18 protein-coding genes are annotated in these 18707 nt (G+C 64.8%); 4 read left to right on the top strand and 14 right to left on the bottom strand.

From position 1 onward, the window contains the following. Positions 1 to 38: 38 nt before the first annotated feature. The 7 genes from FEZ59_RS27920 to FEZ59_RS27890 form a co-directional block, all read right to left on the bottom strand. Positions 39 to 1061 carry a methionine synthase gene (locus FEZ59_RS27920; RefSeq protein WP_113682972.1) on the bottom strand — a complete coding sequence of 341 codons (1023 nt, stop codon included), beginning with the start codon at positions 1059 to 1061 and terminating at the stop codon, positions 39 to 41. Continuing rightward, positions 1058 to 2170 carry a tRNA 2-thiouridine(34) synthase MnmA gene (gene mnmA / locus FEZ59_RS27915; protein WP_003944736.1) on the bottom strand — a complete coding sequence of 371 codons (1113 nt, stop codon included), beginning with the start codon at positions 2168 to 2170 and terminating at the stop codon, positions 1058 to 1060. Before mnmA ends, FEZ59_RS27920 begins: the two co-directional genes overlap by 4 nt. Continuing rightward, on the bottom strand, positions 2170 to 3399 hold the full coding sequence (locus tag FEZ59_RS27910) for a cysteine desulfurase family protein (RefSeq protein WP_020969296.1): 1230 nt from the start codon (positions 3397 to 3399) through the stop codon (positions 2170 to 2172). Before FEZ59_RS27910 ends, mnmA begins: the two co-directional genes overlap by 1 nt. A 52-nt stretch (positions 3400 to 3451) precedes the next feature. Then, entirely contained in the window at positions 3452 to 4351 is a 900-nt protein-coding gene (locus tag FEZ59_RS27905; protein WP_133728493.1) for a lysophospholipid acyltransferase family protein, read from the bottom strand. Next, positions 4351 to 5187: a GNAT family N-acyltransferase gene (locus FEZ59_RS27900; protein WP_133728492.1), complete on the bottom strand. Its 837-nt coding sequence runs from the start codon at positions 5185 to 5187 to the stop codon at positions 4351 to 4353. Before FEZ59_RS27900 ends, FEZ59_RS27905 begins: the two co-directional genes overlap by 1 nt. Before the next feature lie 135 nt (positions 5188 to 5322). Then, positions 5323 to 6279, bottom strand: a complete 957-nt coding sequence (locus tag FEZ59_RS27895; protein WP_003944698.1) for an electron transfer flavoprotein subunit alpha/FixB family protein — start codon at positions 6277 to 6279, stop codon at positions 5323 to 5325. A 48-nt stretch (positions 6280 to 6327) separates the two neighbouring features. After that, positions 6328 to 7128 carry an electron transfer flavoprotein subunit beta/FixA family protein gene (locus FEZ59_RS27890; RefSeq protein ID WP_019747906.1) on the bottom strand — a complete coding sequence of 267 codons (801 nt, stop codon included), beginning with the start codon at positions 7126 to 7128 and terminating at the stop codon, positions 6328 to 6330. A gap of 271 nt (positions 7129 to 7399) precedes the next feature. Here FEZ59_RS27890 and FEZ59_RS27885 point away from each other — a divergent pair, with 271 nt between their 5' ends. From FEZ59_RS27885 to FEZ59_RS27875, 3 genes are read left to right on the top strand one after another with little or no spacing between them, the layout of a single operon-like run. Then, positions 7400 to 8194 carry a class I SAM-dependent methyltransferase gene (locus FEZ59_RS27885; RefSeq protein WP_051119132.1) on the top strand — a complete coding sequence of 265 codons (795 nt, stop codon included), beginning with the start codon at positions 7400 to 7402 and terminating at the stop codon, positions 8192 to 8194. Positions 8195 to 8223: 29 nt separating this feature from the next. Further along, positions 8224 to 9759 (top strand): glycoside hydrolase family 57 protein, encoded by a 1536-nt coding sequence (locus tag FEZ59_RS27880; protein ID WP_113682975.1) that lies wholly within the window; start codon positions 8224 to 8226, stop codon positions 9757 to 9759. Next, on the top strand, positions 9756 to 11000 hold the full coding sequence (locus FEZ59_RS27875; RefSeq protein WP_020907242.1) for a glycosyltransferase family 4 protein: 1245 nt from the start codon (positions 9756 to 9758) through the stop codon (positions 10998 to 11000). The genes FEZ59_RS27880 and FEZ59_RS27875 overlap by 4 nt, the downstream gene beginning before the upstream one ends. Positions 11001 to 11010: 10 nt before the next feature. Here the strand turns inward: FEZ59_RS27875 and FEZ59_RS27870 are convergent, their stop codons facing one another. Further along, positions 11011 to 11646 carry a maleylpyruvate isomerase family mycothiol-dependent enzyme gene (locus tag FEZ59_RS27870; protein ID WP_113682976.1) on the bottom strand — a complete coding sequence of 212 codons (636 nt, stop codon included), beginning with the start codon at positions 11644 to 11646 and terminating at the stop codon, positions 11011 to 11013. A gap of 97 nt (positions 11647 to 11743) precedes the next feature. Continuing rightward, positions 11744 to 12499 carry an acyltransferase gene (locus FEZ59_RS27865; protein ID WP_113682977.1) on the bottom strand — a complete coding sequence of 252 codons (756 nt, stop codon included), beginning with the start codon at positions 12497 to 12499 and terminating at the stop codon, positions 11744 to 11746. A 137-nt stretch (positions 12500 to 12636) separates the two neighbouring features. On the opposite strand from FEZ59_RS27865, the gene FEZ59_RS27860 reads away from it, so the two are divergent. Continuing rightward, positions 12637 to 13944, top strand: a complete 1308-nt coding sequence (locus FEZ59_RS27860; RefSeq protein ID WP_007729417.1) for a PQQ-binding-like beta-propeller repeat protein — start codon at positions 12637 to 12639, stop codon at positions 13942 to 13944. Between the two features lies 1 nt (position 13945). Here FEZ59_RS27860 and FEZ59_RS27855 read toward each other — a convergent pair whose 3' ends face one another. From FEZ59_RS27855 to FEZ59_RS27835, 5 genes are read right to left on the bottom strand one after another with little or no spacing between them, the layout of a single operon-like run. After that, on the bottom strand, positions 13946 to 15103 hold the full coding sequence (locus FEZ59_RS27855) for a hypothetical protein (protein WP_021333084.1): 1158 nt from the start codon (positions 15101 to 15103) through the stop codon (positions 13946 to 13948). 1 nt (position 15104) lies between these two features. After that, the gene (locus tag FEZ59_RS27850) at positions 15105 to 16121 is read right to left on the bottom strand and encodes a class I SAM-dependent methyltransferase (protein ID WP_003944733.1); all 1017 of its coding nucleotides are present in this window, start codon (positions 16119 to 16121) and stop codon (positions 15105 to 15107) included. 53 nt (positions 16122 to 16174) lie between these two features. Then, positions 16175 to 16954, bottom strand: a complete 780-nt coding sequence (locus FEZ59_RS27845) for an enoyl-CoA hydratase-related protein (protein WP_003944701.1) — start codon at positions 16952 to 16954, stop codon at positions 16175 to 16177. Positions 16955 to 16964: 10 nt separating this feature from the next. Beyond that, positions 16965 to 17783 carry an NUDIX domain-containing protein gene (locus tag FEZ59_RS27840; RefSeq protein ID WP_003944751.1) on the bottom strand — a complete coding sequence of 273 codons (819 nt, stop codon included), beginning with the start codon at positions 17781 to 17783 and terminating at the stop codon, positions 16965 to 16967. Between the two features lie 56 nt (positions 17784 to 17839). Further along, positions 17840 to 18661: an ABC transporter ATP-binding protein gene (locus FEZ59_RS27835; RefSeq protein ID WP_003944728.1), complete on the bottom strand. Its 822-nt coding sequence runs from the start codon at positions 18659 to 18661 to the stop codon at positions 17840 to 17842. Between the last annotated feature and the right edge of the window lie 46 nt (positions 18662 to 18707).

The raw sequence follows: 18707 nt of genomic DNA, 5'->3' as shown, positions 1-18707 counted from the left end.
CCGACACACCACACGACTCCACGTCAGAACGCAACACATCAGAACGCCGACGGATCGTCCACCAATGCCTTGCCGACGTCTGTGCACAGCCGAAGGGCGGCTCGACTCCACTCGAGGCTCGCACTCGCAAGACCACAGCTTGGGGTTACCGCGACCTGGTTCTGCAGGAGTTCACGCGAGAAGCCGAGACGATCGATCAGGGTGACGGCCGGCATCGCGCACTCTTTCCACGTCACCGGCTTTTCCGGCGGGGCGGAAGGAACCAGACCGAGCGCCAATTCCTTGCCGGCGTCGAACAACTGGCCGATGCCGTCCAGATCACGTGAGCCGATGAGCGACATGTCGAAGCTCACGCCGAACGCCTGGCTTCGCCTCAGCAGATCCCACGGCATGTCGGCGCCGCAACTGTGGACGATTGTGGGCAGTCCGCAACCGCTGATCGTCGAGTCGAGAACGGCGAGCGCCTCGGGTTCCGGCAGAGCCGGAACGCTCTCCATCTTGGTGCGCCCGGGTAGTGAACCGGCCAGCACTGCCGCGAGCTGCGGCTCGTCCAATTGGATCACCACTCGGGCACCGGTACGACGAGTGACCTCGGCGGCGTGGCGCGCGAGCCCCTCACCAAGTGATTCGGCGATGTCCCGGAGTGCCCCACGGTCGACGAGAACTCGCGAACCGTTTGCAACCTCGATCTCGGCGCCGAGTGTCAGCGGGCCGGCAGCTTGGAGCTTGATCACGTGGTCTCCGCCGACCAGACGGGCCGATTCCCAGGCTTCCTCGAGTGCGTCGAGATCCTGATTCAGGAAGTCCTCGGCTCGCTTTGCGACGTTGCCCCGCCGAGGCACGACGCGATAGGCGCGGGTTGAGGCATCGAGGTTGATGTCGACCAGAATGGCGCCTGCTCGGCCGACCATGTCAGCGCCGAGACCGCGGCTCGGCAACTCCACCAGGTGTGGGAAACCGCCTAGTTCGCCAAGGATGGTTGCGGCGCTTTCGCGGGCGTCCGTGCCCGGCCAGGATCCGATTCCGGTGACGAGGCCACCGATGGAAACCTGCTGTGTCACAGTGTGTTCGGCTCGGATTCGGTGCCGGAGATGGTGCCACTGCCGAGAACCTGGTCGCCCAGTTCGCTGTCGGGGCGATACAGCACGACGGCCTGGCCCTTCGCGACGCCGGTCAGTGGTTCGCGCAACGAAATGGAGATGCCGCCGCCCGAAGTACCGTCGTCGACGGCCTCGGCGACGGCCTGCGCCAGTCCGCCGTGCGCACGGACCTGCACCATGCACTCGACGGGGCCTTCCGGCGCCTGGCCCGAGGTCCAGATCGCGCGCTGGGCCGAGATGGCCCAGACGTCGAGATTCTTGGCCGAACCGACTCGCACCGTTCCGGTTTCGGGCTCGATCGCGGTCACGTACCGCGGACGGCCGTCACCTGCGGGACCTTCGACGCCGAGGCCCTTGCGCTGTCCGATCGTGAAGCCGTGTACGCCGTCGTGTGCAGCGAGGACCTCACCCGAATCGGCGTCGACGACGCTTCCGGGACGAACGCCGATGCGTGCACCCAGGAATGCTCGGGTATCGCCGGTCGGGATGAAGCAGATGTCATGGCTGTCAGGCTTGTTCGCCACAGCCAGACCGCGCTCGGCGGCTTCCTCGCGGATCTGTTCTTTCGGTGTGTCACCGATCGGGAACATCGCTCGCGAAAGCTGATCGGCCGTCAGCACACCGAGGACATACGACTGGTCCTTGTCCGCGTCGACCGCCCGGCGCAGGACGCCGTCTTCGAGGCGCGCGTAGTGACCGGTCGCCACGGCATCGAAGCCGAGAGCGACCGCACGGTCGGCCAGTGCGGTGAACTTGATCTTCTCGTTGCACCGCAGGCACGGATTGGGGGTCTCACCCGCTGCGTACGACGCCACGAAGTCGTCGATCACGTCTTCCTTGAAGCGATCGGCGAAATCCCAGACGTAGAAGGGTATTCCGAGGACGTCGGCAGCGCGCCTGGCGTCGCCGGCATCTTCCTTCGAACAGCATCCACGCGAACCCGTCCGCAATGCACCCGGCGCCGTGGACAGCGCAAGATGAACGCCGACGACGTCATGTCCGGCGGCAACAGCGCGGGCGGCGGCGACAGCGGAGTCGACACCTCCGCTCATGGCTGCGAGTACTCGCATCAGCGATCCCCTCCACGCGAACCGGCACCGGCAAGACCGGCGGCCCGAGCGCGCTCTACTACTTGTGGAAGCGCAGCAATCAGCGCGTCCACATCGGTGACACTCGACGTATGTCCGAGCGAAAATCTCAGTGAGCCACGCGCGACGGGCGATTCGACGCCCATCGCGATCAAGACATGGCTGGCTCTGGCCACACCGGCGGTGCACGCCGAACCAGTGGAACATTCGATACCGGCGGCGTCGAGCAGCATCAGCAACGAATCGCCCTCGCAGCCGGGGAAGGTGAAGTGCGCGTTACCGGGAAGCCGATCGGATCCGGTCGGGCCGTTGAGCACCGACTCGGGAAGAATCTCCAGGACTCCGTCGATCAAACGGTCACGCAACTGCGCCAATTCCCTTGTGCTGGAATCGAAGTTCTCGACGTTTGCGCGCAGCGCCGCAGCCATCCCGACAACGCCCGCAGTATCCGGAGTGCCCGAACGCAGATCACGTTCGTGTCCGCCGCCGTGAAGGAGCGGCACACACGGAACCTGGCGTCCGAGCAGCAGTGCGCCGACGCCGTGCGGACCACCGAACTTGTGCGCCGCGATGCTCAGCGCGGACAACTTGCTCGCCGCGAAATCGACAGGCAATTGCGCAACGGCCTGGACCGCGTCGCTGTGCATCGGAATCTCGAACTCAGCCGAAATCTCCGCCAACTCCACGATCGGCATGATGGAGCCGACCTCGTTGTTGGCCCACATCACCGTAACGAGTGCTACCTCGTCGGCGTGGACGGAAAGCTCGTCGCGCAGGGTCCGCGGGTCGACGACACCGTTCTCGTCGACCGGCAACCACGTCACGCGCGCACCCTCGTGCTGCTCGAGCCACTCGACGGCGTCGAGCACCGCATGATGCTCGACGGAGCTCGCCAGGATGCGAGTGCGTCGCGGATCAGCGTCACGGCGAGCCCAGTAGATGCCCTTGACCGCGAGATTGTCGCTCTCGGTTCCGCCGGAGGTGAAGATGACCTCCGACGGCCGCGCACCCAGGCTGGCGGCGATCGATTCGCGCGATTCCTCGACGCGGCGCCGGGCCGCACGGCCGGAACCGTGCAGCGAGGACGCGTTGCCCACGGTTTTGAAGGTATCGGTCATCGCCTCGATAGCGGCTGCCGACATCGGAGTCGTGGCGGCATGATCGAGGTACACCGGAAATCCGGCGTGGGCACTGGGTGCAGGCAGAGTCATGGCTTGACAAGGATAGCCCAGCACGAGAGTTCGCCCAGCCTCGCTCAGCAGGCTAAGCGGTCATTGCCGGGGAGGTATCGATTTGTCCCACGGCTTGTGTCACGAGTTCCGGTGCGGGGTCGAAGATGTCGTGAGCTGCCAAATCGATGGTTTCGACGCCACGTACGGCTCTCTCGCATCGCTGCGCGAGGTCGACTCGACACTCCCCTGCCTCCTCGAGCGGAGCCAGCCTGACCTTCACCTCGACGTTCTTCTGACGCAGGATCCGACGGATGGACTGACCGATAGTTTCGGTGCCGACAAAGCACGGTCCGGTGCACAGGGAACCGTCGGCGTTCTCGTAGCGGATCGCCATCGGCTGAACCGGGCATTCGGCGTTGACGGCAGCTTGGAACATCGCCGGGCGAAAACCTCCGTACGCCCGCCCGCACCAGGTCGTTCCCTCGGGAAACACCATTACGCGGACACCACGCTGAAGTCGTTCGCGAACGACGTCGACGGTTCCGGGAAGTTCACGCAGTCGGGCGCGATCGATGGGCACTACGCGCATCCGGCGCGCGAGACCACCGAGCACTGCCCAGTCGAGCAGGTCGGCACGGGCGACGAAGTTGGCCGGGGCAACGGCACTCGCGACGAGGACGTCGGTCCACGACACGTGACCGGCGACAACCATCACGCCCGCCGGTTCGGCGCGCCCCAACCGCTGATCGTCGACCGTGAGCTTCATTCCCAGACAACGCAGCAACGCGCGCGAGTATCCGCGTTGCATCTCCGTACGCCAGGTGCGCGGGAGCAGCCAGCCGGCCGAGAGCACCGGCGCAGTCACCAGTGCGGCGCCGACCATGACCCCGCGGGCCATCACGGTGATACTCGACACACCGGGTGCGTCCGTAGGTAGGCACCCGTCGCCGCAGGGGCTCGTCGGCACCCAGTACGGCACCGTCGCGGTCATCAGCCGATCCCCGATTCGTGTGCGGCGGCCGCCGATCGCAGCCGTTCCAGATAGCGCTTGTTGGCGGAGTGAAGGCCTTGCAGCGCAACAAAATCGGCTACACCGAACTCGGGATCGTGAGCAGGTTCCCCGCAGATCATCGCGCCCATCCGCAAGTAGCCACGTAGCAACGGCGGCATCGTCACGCGTTCCGGTGCGGCAATCTCGTCGAGCGTCAGACCGCCGAGGACCACCGGGTTTCGTGGCGTCACCCGCCGCGACCCCGGACTGGCGTGTTTGTTCATCACGAAGTCACGGACGCCGCGGACATCGGCGCCGGCAATTGAATCGGGGCTCGGGAGGATGGGCACGGAGACGCAGCCCATCACCCACTCGTATCCGGTCAGTTCGAGGTAGTGCAGAATGCCCGACCACATCAGGCTGAGGACGGATCCGGTGCGGTGCGCGGGATCGACGCACGCGCGACCCATTTCGACGATCCTGTTCGCCACCGGATCGAGCGCGGAGATGTCGAATTCGGTTGCGGTGTAATACCCACCCGCCGCCGCAGCGGAATCCGGCGGCAGCATTCGGTAGCAGCCGACGTACTCCTCGGTGATGTTGTCGCGAACGAGTAGATGATCACAGAATTCGTCGAAGCCGTCGGCGTCGAGTTCGAAGACCCCGGCCGAGGCCGGGAGGGAGAAGCCTGGCTCGGAGGCGAACACTCGGTATCGAAGGCGCTGCGCTGCGACACGATGCTCGCGGTCGGAGGAGACGATCAGGGAATATCTCGGCTGGGCGACCTCACGGCCGAGATTGTCACTCGCGGAGCGAAGGACTGACGTAGTTGTCATGCGCAAGGTTTATCGAGCGCGAACGGCGTCTCGGTATCGACGAAGTGACATGCCGATGCAGGCCGGGTGAATAAAGCACTGTGCGCCTTTATCAACCGCGGGGGGTTGATAAAGGCGCACAGCAGTTTGTGCTTTTTAGCCCTTGTGGGACTTCACAGCTTCGGTGAGCTGCGGTGCGACGTTGAACAGGTCGCCCACGATGCCGAAGTCGGCGATCTCGAAGATGGGTGCCTCTTCGTCCTTGTTGACCGCGACGATGGTCTTGGACGTCTGCATGCCGGCGCGGTGCTGGATGGCACCGGAAATGCCGAGCGCGATGTACAGCTGCGGGGAGACCGTCTTACCGGTCTGACCGACCTGGAACTGTCCGGGGTAGTAACCCGAGTCCACAGCGGCACGCGAAGCACCGACTGCAGCACCGAGGGAATCGGCCAGCTCTTCGACGACGGAGAACTTGTCCGCGCTGCCGACGCCACGTCCACCGGAGACGACAACCGACGCCTCGGTGAGCTCGGGGCGGTCGCCGCCGACAATGGGCTCACGCGAGGTGACCTTGACGGCACTCTCGTCCTGAGCCGGAACCTCGACGGTGATCTGCTCGCCTGCGCCGGCCTGCGGAGCAGCCTCGACTGCACCCGGACGAACCGAGTAGACGGGAACGTCGCCGTTGGCCTTGGCTTCGACGGTGAACGCGCCACCGAAGATGGAGTGGACGCCGGTGCCGTCAGCCTTGATCTCGATGACGTCGGTCAGCAGTCCGGAGCCCAGACGTGCGGCCAGACGACCGGCAACCTCTTTGCCCTCGGTGCCGGCTGCGGTGATGACTGCTGCCGGGCTGGTGGACTCGACCAGAGCGGCGAGAACGTCGACCTTGGGGGTGACGAGGTAGCCGTCGATGTCGTCGGACTCGGCGACGTAGATCTTCTCGGCTCCGGCTGCTGCCAGAGCGTCGGCGAGCTTTGCTGCGGTGCCCGCGGGGCCGGCGACAACTGCCGACGGCTCACCGAGTGCGCGTGCAGCGGTGATGAGTTCGGTGCTGACCTTCTTCAGCGCACCCTCTGCGTGCTCTACGAGCACAAGTACTTCTGCCATGACTTAACTCTCCCTGAGTTCTTCTGCTGGATGTCTAGAAGGGCGCGATCAGATGACCTTGTTGCTGACGAGGTAAGCGGCAATCTTGGTGCCACCGTCTCCCTCGTCGGCGATGCGCTCACCAGCGGTACGGGGGGGCTTCGGGGTGGAGGACGTCACGGTGGTGCCGGCGTTGGCAACTCCGACGGTCTCCGGGTCGACTCCGAGGTCGGCCAGCGTGTAAACGAGAACTTCCTTCTTCTTCGCGGCCATGATGCCCTTGAAGGACGGGAAGCGCGGCTCGTTGATCTTCTCGGTGACCGAGACGATCGCGGGCAGCGAAGCCTCGAGGCCGAAGACGCCCTCGTCGGTCTCGCGCTCACCGGTGATCTTGCCGTCGGCGACGACGACCTTGCGCAGCTGCGTGAGCTGCGGGATGCCCAGGTACTCGGCGATGATGGCCGGAACAGCGCCGACGCGGCCGTCGGTGGCCTCGTTGCCGGCGATGATCAGGTCGGCAGGCTCGTCGTTCTCGAAGGTGATCTGTCCGAGAGCAGCAGCGAGCGTCCATGCGGTCTGGATCGCGTCGGAGCCGTGCAGTGCCGGGTCGTTGATGTGGACGGCCTTGTCGGCGCCCATCGACAGAGCCTTGCGGATAGCGTCGGTGGCGCGGTCGGGACCTGCGGACAGCACCGTTACCTCACCGCCCTGAGCTTCCTTGATGAGGAGTGCTTCTTCGACGGAGCGCTCGTTGATCTCGTCGAGGACTGCGTCGGCGGCTTCACGGTCAAGCGTGTAGTCGCCGTCGGTCAGCTTGCGCTCGGACCATGTGTCGGGGACCTGCTTGATCAAAACAACGATATTCGTCATGGGTCTTCGTCGACCTCCTGTGTGTAATTCACCTGATAAATCGTCTGTGGTGCTCGCGCAGTCCGAGCGTCCGAAAAGAGAGTCCGACAGGTCTCCCCACGGGCGAATTTCTCGGTTCACGTCGGCTGTGCGTTAGATTACCCCACGTTAAGTTACCGGTGGGTAACTTAACGTGGAACCTCGTCCACCATAACGGCACGAACAGGAATTGACAGCAGTGATCTGGACCACGGCGAACACGTTCTACTCGGATGGCACTAATCTCGCACGGGTGAGTGAAACGAGTGTCAGCAACCACGAGGACGCACCCCTACCCTTGACGGGCGAACGAACCGTGCCAGGAATCCCCGAGGAGAACTACTGGTTCCGACGCCACGAAGTGGTGTACCGCGCACTTCTTGAGCGCTGCACGGACCGCCGAGTCCTCGAGGCCGGATCCGGAGAAGGCTACGGCGCCAACATGATTGCGGACGTCGCAACGAAGGTTACCGGCCTCGACTACGACATCTCCGCGGTCGAACACGTCCGCGCGCGCTACCCCCGCGTCGAGATGCTCCACGGCAACCTCGCCGAGCTTCCACTGGCCGACAACTCGGTTGACGTCGTCGTCAATTTCCAGGTTATCGAGCACCTGTGGGATCAGGGGCAGTTCCTGCGCGAGTGCTTCCGAGTTCTCGCTCCCGGCGGTGAACTTCTGATCAGTACCCCCAACCGGATCACGTTCTCCCCCGGCCGCGACACGCCGCTCAACCCTTTCCACACTCGTGAGCTCAACGCCGCCGAAATGACCGAATTGCTCGAAGACGCCGGATTCCGCGTTCAGTTGATGACCGGCGTCCACCACGGTTCACGCCTGAAGGAACTCGACGCCAAGCACGGCGGATCGTTCATCAACGCGCAGATCGACCGCGCGTTGGCCGGTGAGCCCTGGCCCGAAGATCTCACCCGCGACGTCGAGGGCATCACCGTCGACGACTTCAGCATCAGCGAACCCGACATCGACGACAGCCTCGACCTCGTCGCTATCGCCGTGAAAGAAACTGCCGTGAAGGAATCCGGCGAGTGAGTAACGCAACACCCGTCACCGAACCGGGGATGTTCGCCCTGGTTCTGCACTCCCATCTGCCGTGGCTCGCCAACCACGGCAGATGGCCCGTCGGCGAGGAATGGATCTACCAGTCCTGGGCTGCGTCGTACATTCCGCTCGCCGCCGCGCTACGACGCCTGGCCGACGAGGGCCGATCGCACCTGCTGACGCTGGGAATCACGCCGGTGCTCGCGGCCCAGTTGGACGATCCCCACTGCCTCGCCGGTATGCATCACTGGCTCGGCAACTGGCAGATCCGTGCACACGAGGCCGCCGGCATGCCGGACGCAGCGCACCGCGAACTCGGAGCGCGCGAACACCGAGCGTCCGCAGCGGCTCTCGAAGATTTCGAGACTCATTGGCAGCACGGCGCCTCACCCGTGTTCCGCGACCTCATCGACCGCGAGGCCTTCGAGCTTCTCGGCGGGCCGCTGGCCCACCCGTTCCAACCGCTGCTCGACCCTCGCTTGCGTGCGTTCTCCCTCCGCGAAGGCCTCGCCGACGCGCATGCCCGGTGGAACCACACTCCGACCGGGATCTGGGGGCCCGAGTGCGGGTACACCCCGGGCATGGAGCGCGGGTACGCCGAAGCGGGCGTCACCCACTTCATGGTCGACGGTCCCGCCTTGCGCGGCGACACGTCCCTCGGTCGCCCGGTTCGAGAATCCGACGTGGTTGCCTTCGGCCGCGACCTGCAGGTCAGCTACCGCGTCTGGTCCCCGAAATCCGGATATCCGGGTCACGCTGCTTACCGCGACTTCCACACCTACGACCACGAGACGGGCCTCAAGCCGTCGCGGGTCACCGGACGGACCGTCGACTCCGCCGACAAGTTGCCGTACGACCCCGAACTCGCCGCCGCCGCCGTCGACAAGCATGTCGCCGACTTCGTCGAAACCGTTCGGGCGCGTCTGCGCAGTGAATCCACCCGCATCGGCCGCGACGCCCTCGTGGTCGCAGCATTCGACACCGAACTGTTCGGGCACTGGTGGCACGAAGGCCCGCAGTGGCTCGAGAAGCTCCTGCGCGCGCTTCCGGAAGCCGGAATTCGCGTCGGCACCCTCGCCGACGCCAAGGCATCGGGATACGTGGGCGAACCCGTTCAGCTCGAGGATTCGTCCTGGGGATCGGGCAAGGACTGGCGCGTATGGGCCGGCGATCAGGTGTCCGACCTCGTGCAACTGAACTCCGAGGTGGTCGATACCGCCCTCACCACCGTGGACAAGTCTCGCGGCCGCGACAACGCACCCGGCCGACCGGAACTGCGAAACCGGGTCAACGATCAGGTCCTTCGCGAGACACTGATGACAGTTTCGAGCGATTGGGCATTCATGGTGAGCAAGGATTCGGCCGCGGGGTACGCCCGCGAACGCGCACACAAGCACGCCCACGCGACCAGGGAAATCTCCGAAGCGCTCGTTTCCGGCCGCGATGCCGTGGCCGAGCGGCTGGCCGAAGGCTGGAATCACGCCGACGGATTGTTCCCGGGGCTGGATGCTCGCCGTCTGCCTGACACAGAACTGGTGAACGGGAGCGCGTCGTGAAGATTCTCATCGTCTCGTGGGAGTACCCACCGGTCGTTGTCGGCGGCCTCGGCCGACACGTCCACCATCTCGCCACCGAGCTTGCGGCTGCAGGCCACGAGGTCGTGGTTCTCTCGCGCCGCCCCTCCGGCACCGATGCGTCGACGCACCCGACGGTCACGCACATCTCCGAAGGCGTCCTTGTCGTCGCAGTGGCCGAGGACCCGGCACACTTCGTCTTCGGCGAGGACATGCTCGCGTGGACCCTCGCGATGGGTCACGCGATGGTCCGTGCCGGGATGGCGCTGCACAAGCCAGGAGTGGGCGAGGGCTGGCAACCGGACGTCGTGCACGCACACGACTGGCTGGTCGCACATCCTGCGATCGCCTTGGCTGAATTCTATGACGTCCCACTGGTTTCCACGCTTCACGCCACCGAGGCGGGTCGCCACAGCGGTTGGATCTCCGGACGCATCAACCGCCAGGTCCACTCGGTCGAGTGGTGGCTGGCAAACGAATCCGACTCTCTCATAACCTGTTCGGCGTCCATGCAGGAAGAAGTGACCGAACTCTACGGTCCGACGCTGCCGCCGATCACTGTCATCCGCAACGGAATCGACGTGACCACGTGGAACTTTCGCGAACGTGGACCGCGGTCAGGGCCGCCGAAACTCCTCTTCGTCGGCCGCCTGGAATACGAGAAGGGTGTGCAGGACGCTATCGCGGCACTCCCCCGAATTCGTCGTAGCCACCCCGGCACGACCCTCGCGATCGCGGGCGAAGGCACCCAGTTCACCTGGCTCTACCAACAGGCGCGCACACATCGCGTGGCGCGGGCAGTGGACTTTCTCGGCAACCTCGATCACACGGAACTGCTCAGCTGGCTGCACGGAGCGGACGCCATCGTCCTGCCGTCGCGCTACGAGCCGTTCGGGATCATCGCCCTCGAAGCGGCGGCAGCCGGCACTCCGCTGATCACGTCCACCGCAGGCGGACTGGGCGAAGCGGTAGTCGACGGGGTGACCGGGATGTCGTTCCAACCGGGTGACATCGCCGGGCTCACCTCGGCGGTCCGCGAAGTTCTCGACGATCCCGCCGGGGCGCAGGAACGGGCAGTGGCCGCCCGGGCACGCCTGACGTCGGACTTCGACTGGCATCAGGTCGCCGAGGAGACTGCTCACGTCTACGCGGGCGCAAAGCGTCGGGTACGGCAGCCGTTGGCGCGGCCGCAGATTCCCGAGCGGCCGCTCCCTGGTCGCTGAAGCGCTGACCTCAGCGGGTCGGGAGGGGCGCGGTGAAGCGAGAACTCGCATCCCCGAGCAGATGGCCTGGTGGCAACATCCGGCCACACAACACCAGCAACAAGTCCTGCGCCGCTCCGTGAACCTCGGCGCCGGCGCCGTACGTCCAGTCTCGGTCGTCGGCGCGCAACCGAGCGCCGTCGAGGTCAGTGCCGAAATACTTCACGGTTTTGGGCGAGAGTCCGCTGAGCACACGAGTGAGCCGGTCTTCGGGCACCACGTAGTCGTCGCCGAGTGCCACGCGAATGTCCTGACCGTGAATCACGTCGTGTGAGAGTGCGCCCTCGAAGCCACCGCCCGGCGGCTTCCACGGGTGTGCGACGTTGTCGCGAAGCGAGGCAAGCAGTTGTTGCTCACCGACTTCCGACGCGTCGGCGAGCGCTCGCCGATTCGACATCTTGTTGAAGTTTCCGCGTGACTTGACCATTTCCACGACGAATCGCGGCGCCGAGTATCGGTAGGGCATGGTGATGTGCGCGATCACTTCGCGGACCCGCCACCCGTCGCACAGGGTCGGCGCGTTCCACTGCTCCGCGCTCAGGCCTTCGAGAAACCCCGCCAGTTCGCGGCGCTGCGCCACGACCCATTCGGGTGTCTGTTCGCTCATGTCGGCACTCCTTTCACCGGCGCAGACTTTCGGCGCCGATACCGATACAGACCGGTGGCGGCGTCGAAAGTAATCGCTGGTTCTGCCAAAAAGTGAGCTACGACGCGTCGGCAGCGTCCGCAGCAGCCTTCTTGCGTGCGATGTCCTCGAGCGCCGCGATGTACTTCGCACGATCGGCAGCGCCGGCTTCCCAATCGGACTTGCGGTTCTTGACCGCCTTCGCAGGCGAGCCGACCGCGATGCTGAAATCCGGGATGTCTCCCTTGACGACGGCGTGCGCACCGAGCACACAACCGCGTCCGACGCGGGTATTTCGCAGCACGGTGACCTTCGCTGCCACCCAGGTGTCCGGGCCGATACGGACGGGGCCCTTGACGATGCCCTGGTCCTTGATCGGTGTGTTGATGTCGTCCATGCGGTGGTCGAAGTCGCAGATGTAGCACCAGTCGGCTACGAGCGTCGACGCACCGATTTCGATGTCGAGGTAGGTGTTGACGACGTTGTCCTTGCCGAAGACGACCTTGTCGCCGATGCGCAGCGAACCTTCGTGGCAACGGATCGCGTTGCCGTCGCCGATGTGTACCCAGCGCCCGATCTCGAGGCGGGACAGGTCGGGGGTCGAATGGATTTCGACGTTCTTGCCGAGGAACACCATGCCACGCAGGATCACGTGCGGGTTGGCCATCTTGAACTTGGCGAGACGGTAGTACCGCACCAGATACCAGGGTGTGTACGCCTTGTTCGCCAGAACCCATTTGAGGGAATCGACCGTCAAGAACTTGGCCTGATCGCTGTCGCCTCGGCGTGATCCCCGCCATCGAGTGCGCAACGGTGCGCCCCACATGCTCGTCATGAGTGTTCAGCCTACGTGGGGCCGACTCACCGACCCTCGGGGTGTGCCCCGTCACGTTGCCCCGGTCGGGATAGTCTCTGGTCCGGGCTTGTGCAGTTACCGAGGGCTCTTGATCAAGTGAAGGCAGGGAGATTGTGATGCGGCGGGTCCTACGGTCGTCCGTGATGGTGTCGACGGCGATCGCTGCGGCCCTGATCGCCGGTTGCGGCAGCGACGACGGACGGGTGGACCGGTACGCGTCGGCGGGTTGGCCGGCCATGCATGCCGACGCCCGCAACAGCGACACGAGCCCGGTCACCGGATCACGCGATGTCGAGTTCGCATGGTCACGCCCTCTCGGCGGTCCGGTTGCCGCGTACGCCTCGGTGGCCGCGAACGGCCAGAGCTTCGTCACCGCCCGCACCGAGAACGGCTGCAATCTCTTCTCGTTCCAGATGGATACGGGTCGCAAGAAGTGGTGCGCTCGACTCAACGACGGAGTCGTCGCCTCGACGCCCATCGTCGACACGGCCACCAATGTCTACGTCGGCGAGAGCGGCGCGATGATGTCCTTCACCGAGACGGGTCAATTGCGTTGGCGCACGCTCGTTGTGGGCACTCCTCTCTCGTCGCAGTTCACCGGCGACGGAAACCTGTTGTTCATCACCCAATTGGGTCAGATCAACGTGCTCGACCCGCAGACCGGTGCCAAAGTGGTTCCGTCGTTCGACCTGATCCCGCCGCCGTCGATCGACCAAGGCGCAAATGCAGAACTCATTCCCGACAACAAGGGTTTGAACGAGTGCTTCCTCGGCACGTCCGGCTGCCCGGTGGCCAATACCCCGGCAGTGGACCTGGGCACCGGCAAGTTCTACTTCACCTTCTACGGACCCAGTTCTCAGGCAGCCGATCTGGTCGCCATGAAGTACACGGGCGGCGACAATCCGTCCATCACCCGCGAGTGGTCCACCGACGCGCTTCCCGGTGGAACGGCGTCGAGCCCGGACCTGTCGAAGGACGGCAAGACCGTCTACGCCACCGACAACAACGGATCTCTCTGGGCAGTGAACGCCGAAACCGGTGACACCAGGTGGAGTTACGACATCGGCTTCAACTCGGCCGGTAGTGCCTCGACGTCCGACGACGGTTTGATCATTCCCGCCGGCGGCGACAAGGGCCACCTCCTTGCCGTGCGCGACGAGGGAGATCACGCCGAACTGGCCTGGGAACGTAAAGACCTTCTGCAACTGGGTGTTCCGGCGCAGACCGCCGGCAACACCGGATACACCGTCGTCCGTGAGGGTGAGAACGGACTGAGCCTGATCACCTTCGACACCGAAACCGGTGAGACGGTGGATCAGGACACGTTGCCGGGAGCAGTCGGCTTCACCGTCGGCACCTCGATCGGCCCCAAGGGCGAAGTGTTGACGCCCAGCGCAATCGGTGAGCTGTTCGTCTTCAAGTGAGCTAGCGGGACGCCTCACAGATGAAGGCCGACGCCGATCGTCCGATCCGCACGATCACGACGCTCAGTGCACGCGAGCCCTTGAGCTTGAGCCGTGGACGCAGCACTGCCGGGTCCACGTCGACTCCTCGCACCAAAATTTCGGCCACACCGCAGTCCCGCTTGGACAGTGTCTGTTTGAGCAGTTTCTCCGAGTACTTGATCTGCTCGAGGATCCGGAATCCGCGAACTCCCTCAGGGACGCTGTCACCGGTCAGATAAGCGATGCGTGGATCGAGCTGCCAGAGGCCGTGTCTGGCCGCGTAGTGGCGCACGAGGCCTGCGCGCACTACCGCTCCGTCCGGGTCGATGATCCACTCCCCCGGAGCTTGCTCCGGAATCACGTCGTCCTCGGCGTCGGTGATCGCCCACCCGCTCCCGTCGGAGCGAAGCACCGAAGCTCGACGCGTGACGCCGGACTCGGCCAGTCCCGTCGACCACAGGCATGCTTCCTTGACGCCGCCGTCGAGCGAGACGACCTCGACTTCCCCGTCCCAGCCCAGATTGTCGAAATCGAGTCCGGGAGCACACTTCACCGCGAGATCACGGCCGGAGTACGCCTCGATGAGGTCCGGTAGAGGTGGCATCAACGCTGCCGGATCGTGAGTGCGGCGACCGCCCGATCGCCGGGCGGGGTCCGCCAGTACGACGGTGTCGCGTGTCGTCGGGCGGAGCGCGTCGGCCCGCAACAACGCTGCGCTCGGCACATTGCGCTGTGCCATCGCCAGGCGAACGGAATCGATGTCGCTGCCGATCACGCGATGCGCAACTCCGGTCAAGGCATGCAGTTCGGCGCCGATTGAGCACGTCACGTCGTGGACGTCGCGCCCGATCAGACGCTGCGCGCGGTGCGCCGCCACAACACCGGGAGTGGCCTGCTGCATCGCGTCGTCCGTGAACAACCACTGATCACTGCCGGGCAGTTTCGTAACGGCCTTGCGTCGAAGCAGGACGGTGTCCACGAGCGCAGGCATGTGATCACCGAAACGCGTACGCGCCCGGCCGATGTCGGCCAGACGCGTACGCGTGGACAGTTCGAGCTGATCCACCTCGGCCAAGGCAGCTACGCCGGAATCACTTCCGAGATAGTCGACGTCGCCGAGGGTGAAGTCATAACCCAATTCAGTTGCCGGGCTTCACGCCGGTGATCATGACGTTGTAGAAGAATCCGCGAGGAACGACGTGGCGGAGCACCTTCTCGTCGACCCAGCTGAGCGTCTTCCAACCACCGAAAGCGAAACGTCCCCAGCCCCAACCGAGCTTCTCCGGCGGAACAGCTGCTTCGAAGGTACGGACCGGCCATCCGAGAAGCGCCGCGGCGAATTCCTCGGTGGCAGCGTGGACCTGATCGGCTCCCGCGGACTTCGCCATGTTCTCGAGGTCGGTGGGGTCGAACGTGTGGATGTCGACGACTGCTTCGAGCGCTGCTGCGCGAGAGGACTCGTCGAGCTCTTCCTGCGGGCGACGCCAATCTGCCAGGAACGGCAGCTTGGTCACGCGTGTGGTTGCTTCCCACGTCGCGCGGCCAAGCCAGCGGGCGTAGAAGTTACCGACAGTCGTGGGCTCACCGGCGAAGACGAAACGGCCGCCGGGCTTGAGGACACGAAGGACCTCGCGCAGCGACTTCTCGACGTCGGGAATGTGGTGCAGCACGGCGTGGCCGACGACCAGGTCGAAGGTGTTGTCCTCGTACGGAATGGTCTCGGCATCGGCAACACGGCCGTCGACCGGAAGGCCGAGGCTTTCTGCATTGCGCAGTGCGACCTTGACCATGCCGGGCGAGAGGTCGGTGACCGAACCGGTCTTGGCGACTCCACCCTGCATCAGGTTCAGGAGGAAGAATCCGGTGCCGCAACCCAGTTCGAGGGCGCGCTCGTACGGGAGCGGCTGATCGCCCGCGACGGCGTCGAAACGACCACGTGCGTAGTCGATGCAGCGCTCGTCGTACGAGATGGACCACTTGTCGTCGTAGGTTTCGGCTTCCCAGTCGTGGTAGAGCACCTGGGCGAGCTTGGTGTCCTTACGAGCGGCCTCGACCTCTTCGGCCGTGGCGTGCGGCCGCGGCGCGGGGTCGACTACCGAGGTGTCGGTAGCGGCGGGCGGCGTGACGGTTGCGTCGTCATTCGGGCTGGCTGTCATGGCGGCTATCCTACTCGCTGGTAAGAGATGAACAAGTTCTAGTTTAGGGGAGCCTACTCGCCCGTGAACTCGGCCTTGCCCGGACCGTTGGCGATGAACGACTCCATGCCGATCGCCTGATCCTTGGTCGCGAACAATCCGGCGAACAGATGCTGCTCGATCTTGAGCCCGGATTCCAGGTCGGTGTTCAGACCCTCGTCGATGGCTGCCTTGGCAGCAGCCAACGCACGTGACGCTCCCCCGACGAACTGCGAGGCCCACGTGCGAGCGGCGGTGTACACGTCGTCGGGAGCGACGACCTCGTCGACCAAACCGATGGCCAACGCCTCGTCAGCCCCGACGAAACGGCCGGTGAAGACCAGATCCTTGGCCTTGGCCGGTCCGATCAGACGAGCCAGGCGCTGCGTTCCGCCGCCACCGGGAATGATTCCGAGCAGAATCTCCGGAACTCCGAGCTTGGCGTTGTCTCCAACGATCCGGCGATCGGCCGAGAGTGCAACTTCGAGTCCGCCACCGAGTGCGTATCCGGTGATCGCGGCAACGGTCGGCTTCGGGATGGACGCCACGGCGCCGAGCCCGGCCTGCATGCCACCGATGGCGTCACGGATCTGGCCGTAATCCATCTCGGCCATTTCCTTGACGTCGGCACCTGCTGCGAAGACTTTCTCGCCGCCGTAGACGATGACGGCCTTGACTGCCTTGTCGACGGTCGCAGCGTGTGCGGCAGCAGCCAACTCGTCCTGGACCTGACGGTTCAGAGCGTTCATGGGCGGGCGCGCCAGACGGATGGTGCCGATGCCTTCGGAAACCTCGAGAGTCACAAATTCAGCCATGATCGAGAGGTTACTTTGCCGCCTTGACCGACCACGGATGCGGCCCGGCGACGTAGTAACCGTCCTGATTCGGGAACTCGACGCGCAGAGTCTCCTCGTCGGTGATCAACGTAGGCAGGATGACGGGAATCTCCGGCTCGGCTGCGAGTATCTCCGCCACCGAACTGAACTTGGCCAATTCGGTCAGCTGACTCCACGTCGGCGGCAACAGGATGCTGCCACCCTCCCGCCAATGCGCCAGCGCGTCCTGCGGGCTCTGCCAACGCACCTCGGCGGCCTCGGAGGTGACCCCGTCCGCGATCTGTCCGGTCGGTGACGCTGCGACGAAGAAGCGCGTGTCGTAGCGGCGGGTCTCGCCCACCGGCGTGATCCAGTTCGCCCACGGCCGCAGCAGATCCGTTCGCAGGACCAGGTTCTCCTTCTTCAGGAAATCGCTGAACGACAGCTCGTGCTTTTCGAGAGCTACTCGGTCCTGTGCGTAGCCGGCCGTGTCCGCGACGACGGTGTCCGCGGTCGGTCCGGCGAGTAGGACGCCGCACTCCTCGAACGTTTCCCGCACCGCAGCCAAGACGAGAGCCTTCGCCCGAGCCACGTCCGTGCTGAACCGCTCGGCCCACCACTCGACAGACGGTCCGGCCCACTCGACCTCTGCCGTCGCATCGGACTTGTCGACGCCGCCGCCGGGGAAGACTGTCATGCCCCCGGCAAACGCCATCCCCTGTACTCGTTGAAGCAGGAAGATCTCGATCCCGGATTCGGCATCGCGCACCAAGATGACGGTCGACGCATCCTTGGGCTCGGGGACAGCGTTTGCATTCTCGTTAGCCATGCTTCGCGAACCTACGCGATCTGTGATCTGGAACGCATTTCAGGTCCCACTGAAGCTCACGCGCGATGAGCTCCGGACGGCCTCGCGCGGCGCGCGAAGTATCGGCCGTCCGCCTTGTCGAGGCTGATGGACTGGCTGAATGCCGCGCTCAGATTTTCGGCGGTGATGACGTCGTCCAGAAGGCCCTGAGAGACGACCTCACCTTCCTTGAGAAGGAGTGCGTGAGTGAATCCCGGCGGGATCTCCTCGACGTGATGGGTGATCAGAACGGTAGCCGGGGCGTCCGGATCGGCAGCCAGTTCGGCGAGTCTGGCCACAAGTTCCTCACGTCCACCGAGATCGAGCCCGGCGGCGGGCTCGTCCAGGAGAAGAAGTTCGGGATCGGTCATCAAGGCTCGCGCAATGAGGACGCGCTTGCGCTCGCCTTCGGAAAGCGTCCCGTACGTGCGATCCGCCAGGTGCTCGGCGCCGAGGCTTTCGAGCATCTCCACAGCGCGCGAGGTGTCCATGGATTCGTACTCCTCGCGCCACCGACCGAGAACGGCGTAGCCCGCCGACACGACTAGGTCGCTGACCTTCTCGTCGCCGGGCACGCGGTTCGCCAACGACGACGAGGACAAACCGATTCGCGGGCGCAACTCGTTGACGTCGACCTTGCCGAGAACTTCGCCAAGGAGGTGGGCAGAACCACTGGTCGGGAAAGTCTCACCGGCCGCGATGCGCAGCAGCGAGGTCTTGCCGGCACCGTTGGGTCCGAGCACCACCCATCGCTCGTCCAGCTCCACTTTCCAGGTGACGGGCCCCACCAGAGTGGACCCTCCCCGACGGATGAGTACGTTGTCGAAATCGATGAGCAGATCTGGATCAGGTAGCGGCACCCGAACATCTTCCCGCACATTCTCCGGCCGTTCACGGCAGGATCAT

The organism is Rhodococcus sp. MS13, from assembly GCF_013277835.1.
Classification (GTDB): Bacteria; Actinomycetota; Actinomycetes; order Mycobacteriales; family Mycobacteriaceae; genus Rhodococcus_F; species Rhodococcus_F erythropolis.
This window is presented reverse-complemented; position numbering and strand designations above follow the sequence as displayed.

Excerpts from the sequence above, each read along its gene's own strand:
- mnmA (WP_003944736.1), bottom strand. The coding sequence starts at position 2,170 with ATGCGAGTACTCGCAGCCATGAGCGGAGGTGTCGACTCCGCTGTCGCC.
- FEZ59_RS27910 (WP_020969296.1), bottom strand. The coding sequence starts at position 3,399 with ATGACTCTGCCTGCACCCAGTGCCCACGCCGGATTTCCGGTGTACCTC.
- FEZ59_RS27905 (WP_133728493.1), bottom strand. The coding sequence starts at position 4,351 with ATGACCGCGACGGTGCCGTACTGGGTGCCGACGAGCCCCTGCGGCGAC.
- FEZ59_RS27900 (WP_133728492.1), bottom strand. The coding sequence starts at position 5,187 with ATGACAACTACGTCAGTCCTTCGCTCCGCGAGTGACAATCTCGGCCGT.
- FEZ59_RS27895 (WP_003944698.1), bottom strand. The coding sequence starts at position 6,279 with ATGGCAGAAGTACTTGTGCTCGTAGAGCACGCAGAGGGTGCGCTGAAG.
- FEZ59_RS27890 (WP_019747906.1), bottom strand. The coding sequence starts at position 7,128 with ATGACGAATATCGTTGTTTTGATCAAGCAGGTCCCCGACACATGGTCC.
- FEZ59_RS27880 (WP_113682975.1), top strand. The coding sequence starts at position 8,224 with ATGTTCGCCCTGGTTCTGCACTCCCATCTGCCGTGGCTCGCCAACCAC.
- FEZ59_RS27870 (WP_113682976.1), bottom strand. The coding sequence starts at position 11,646 with ATGAGCGAACAGACACCCGAATGGGTCGTGGCGCAGCGCCGCGAACTG.
- FEZ59_RS27865 (WP_113682977.1), bottom strand. The coding sequence starts at position 12,499 with ATGACGAGCATGTGGGGCGCACCGTTGCGCACTCGATGGCGGGGATCA.
- FEZ59_RS27860 (WP_007729417.1), top strand. The coding sequence starts at position 12,637 with ATGCGGCGGGTCCTACGGTCGTCCGTGATGGTGTCGACGGCGATCGCT.
- FEZ59_RS27850 (WP_003944733.1), bottom strand. The coding sequence starts at position 16,121 with ATGACAGCCAGCCCGAATGACGACGCAACCGTCACGCCGCCCGCCGCT.
- FEZ59_RS27845 (WP_003944701.1), bottom strand. The coding sequence starts at position 16,954 with ATGGCTGAATTTGTGACTCTCGAGGTTTCCGAAGGCATCGGCACCATC.
- FEZ59_RS27840 (WP_003944751.1), bottom strand. The coding sequence starts at position 17,783 with ATGGCTAACGAGAATGCAAACGCTGTCCCCGAGCCCAAGGATGCGTCG.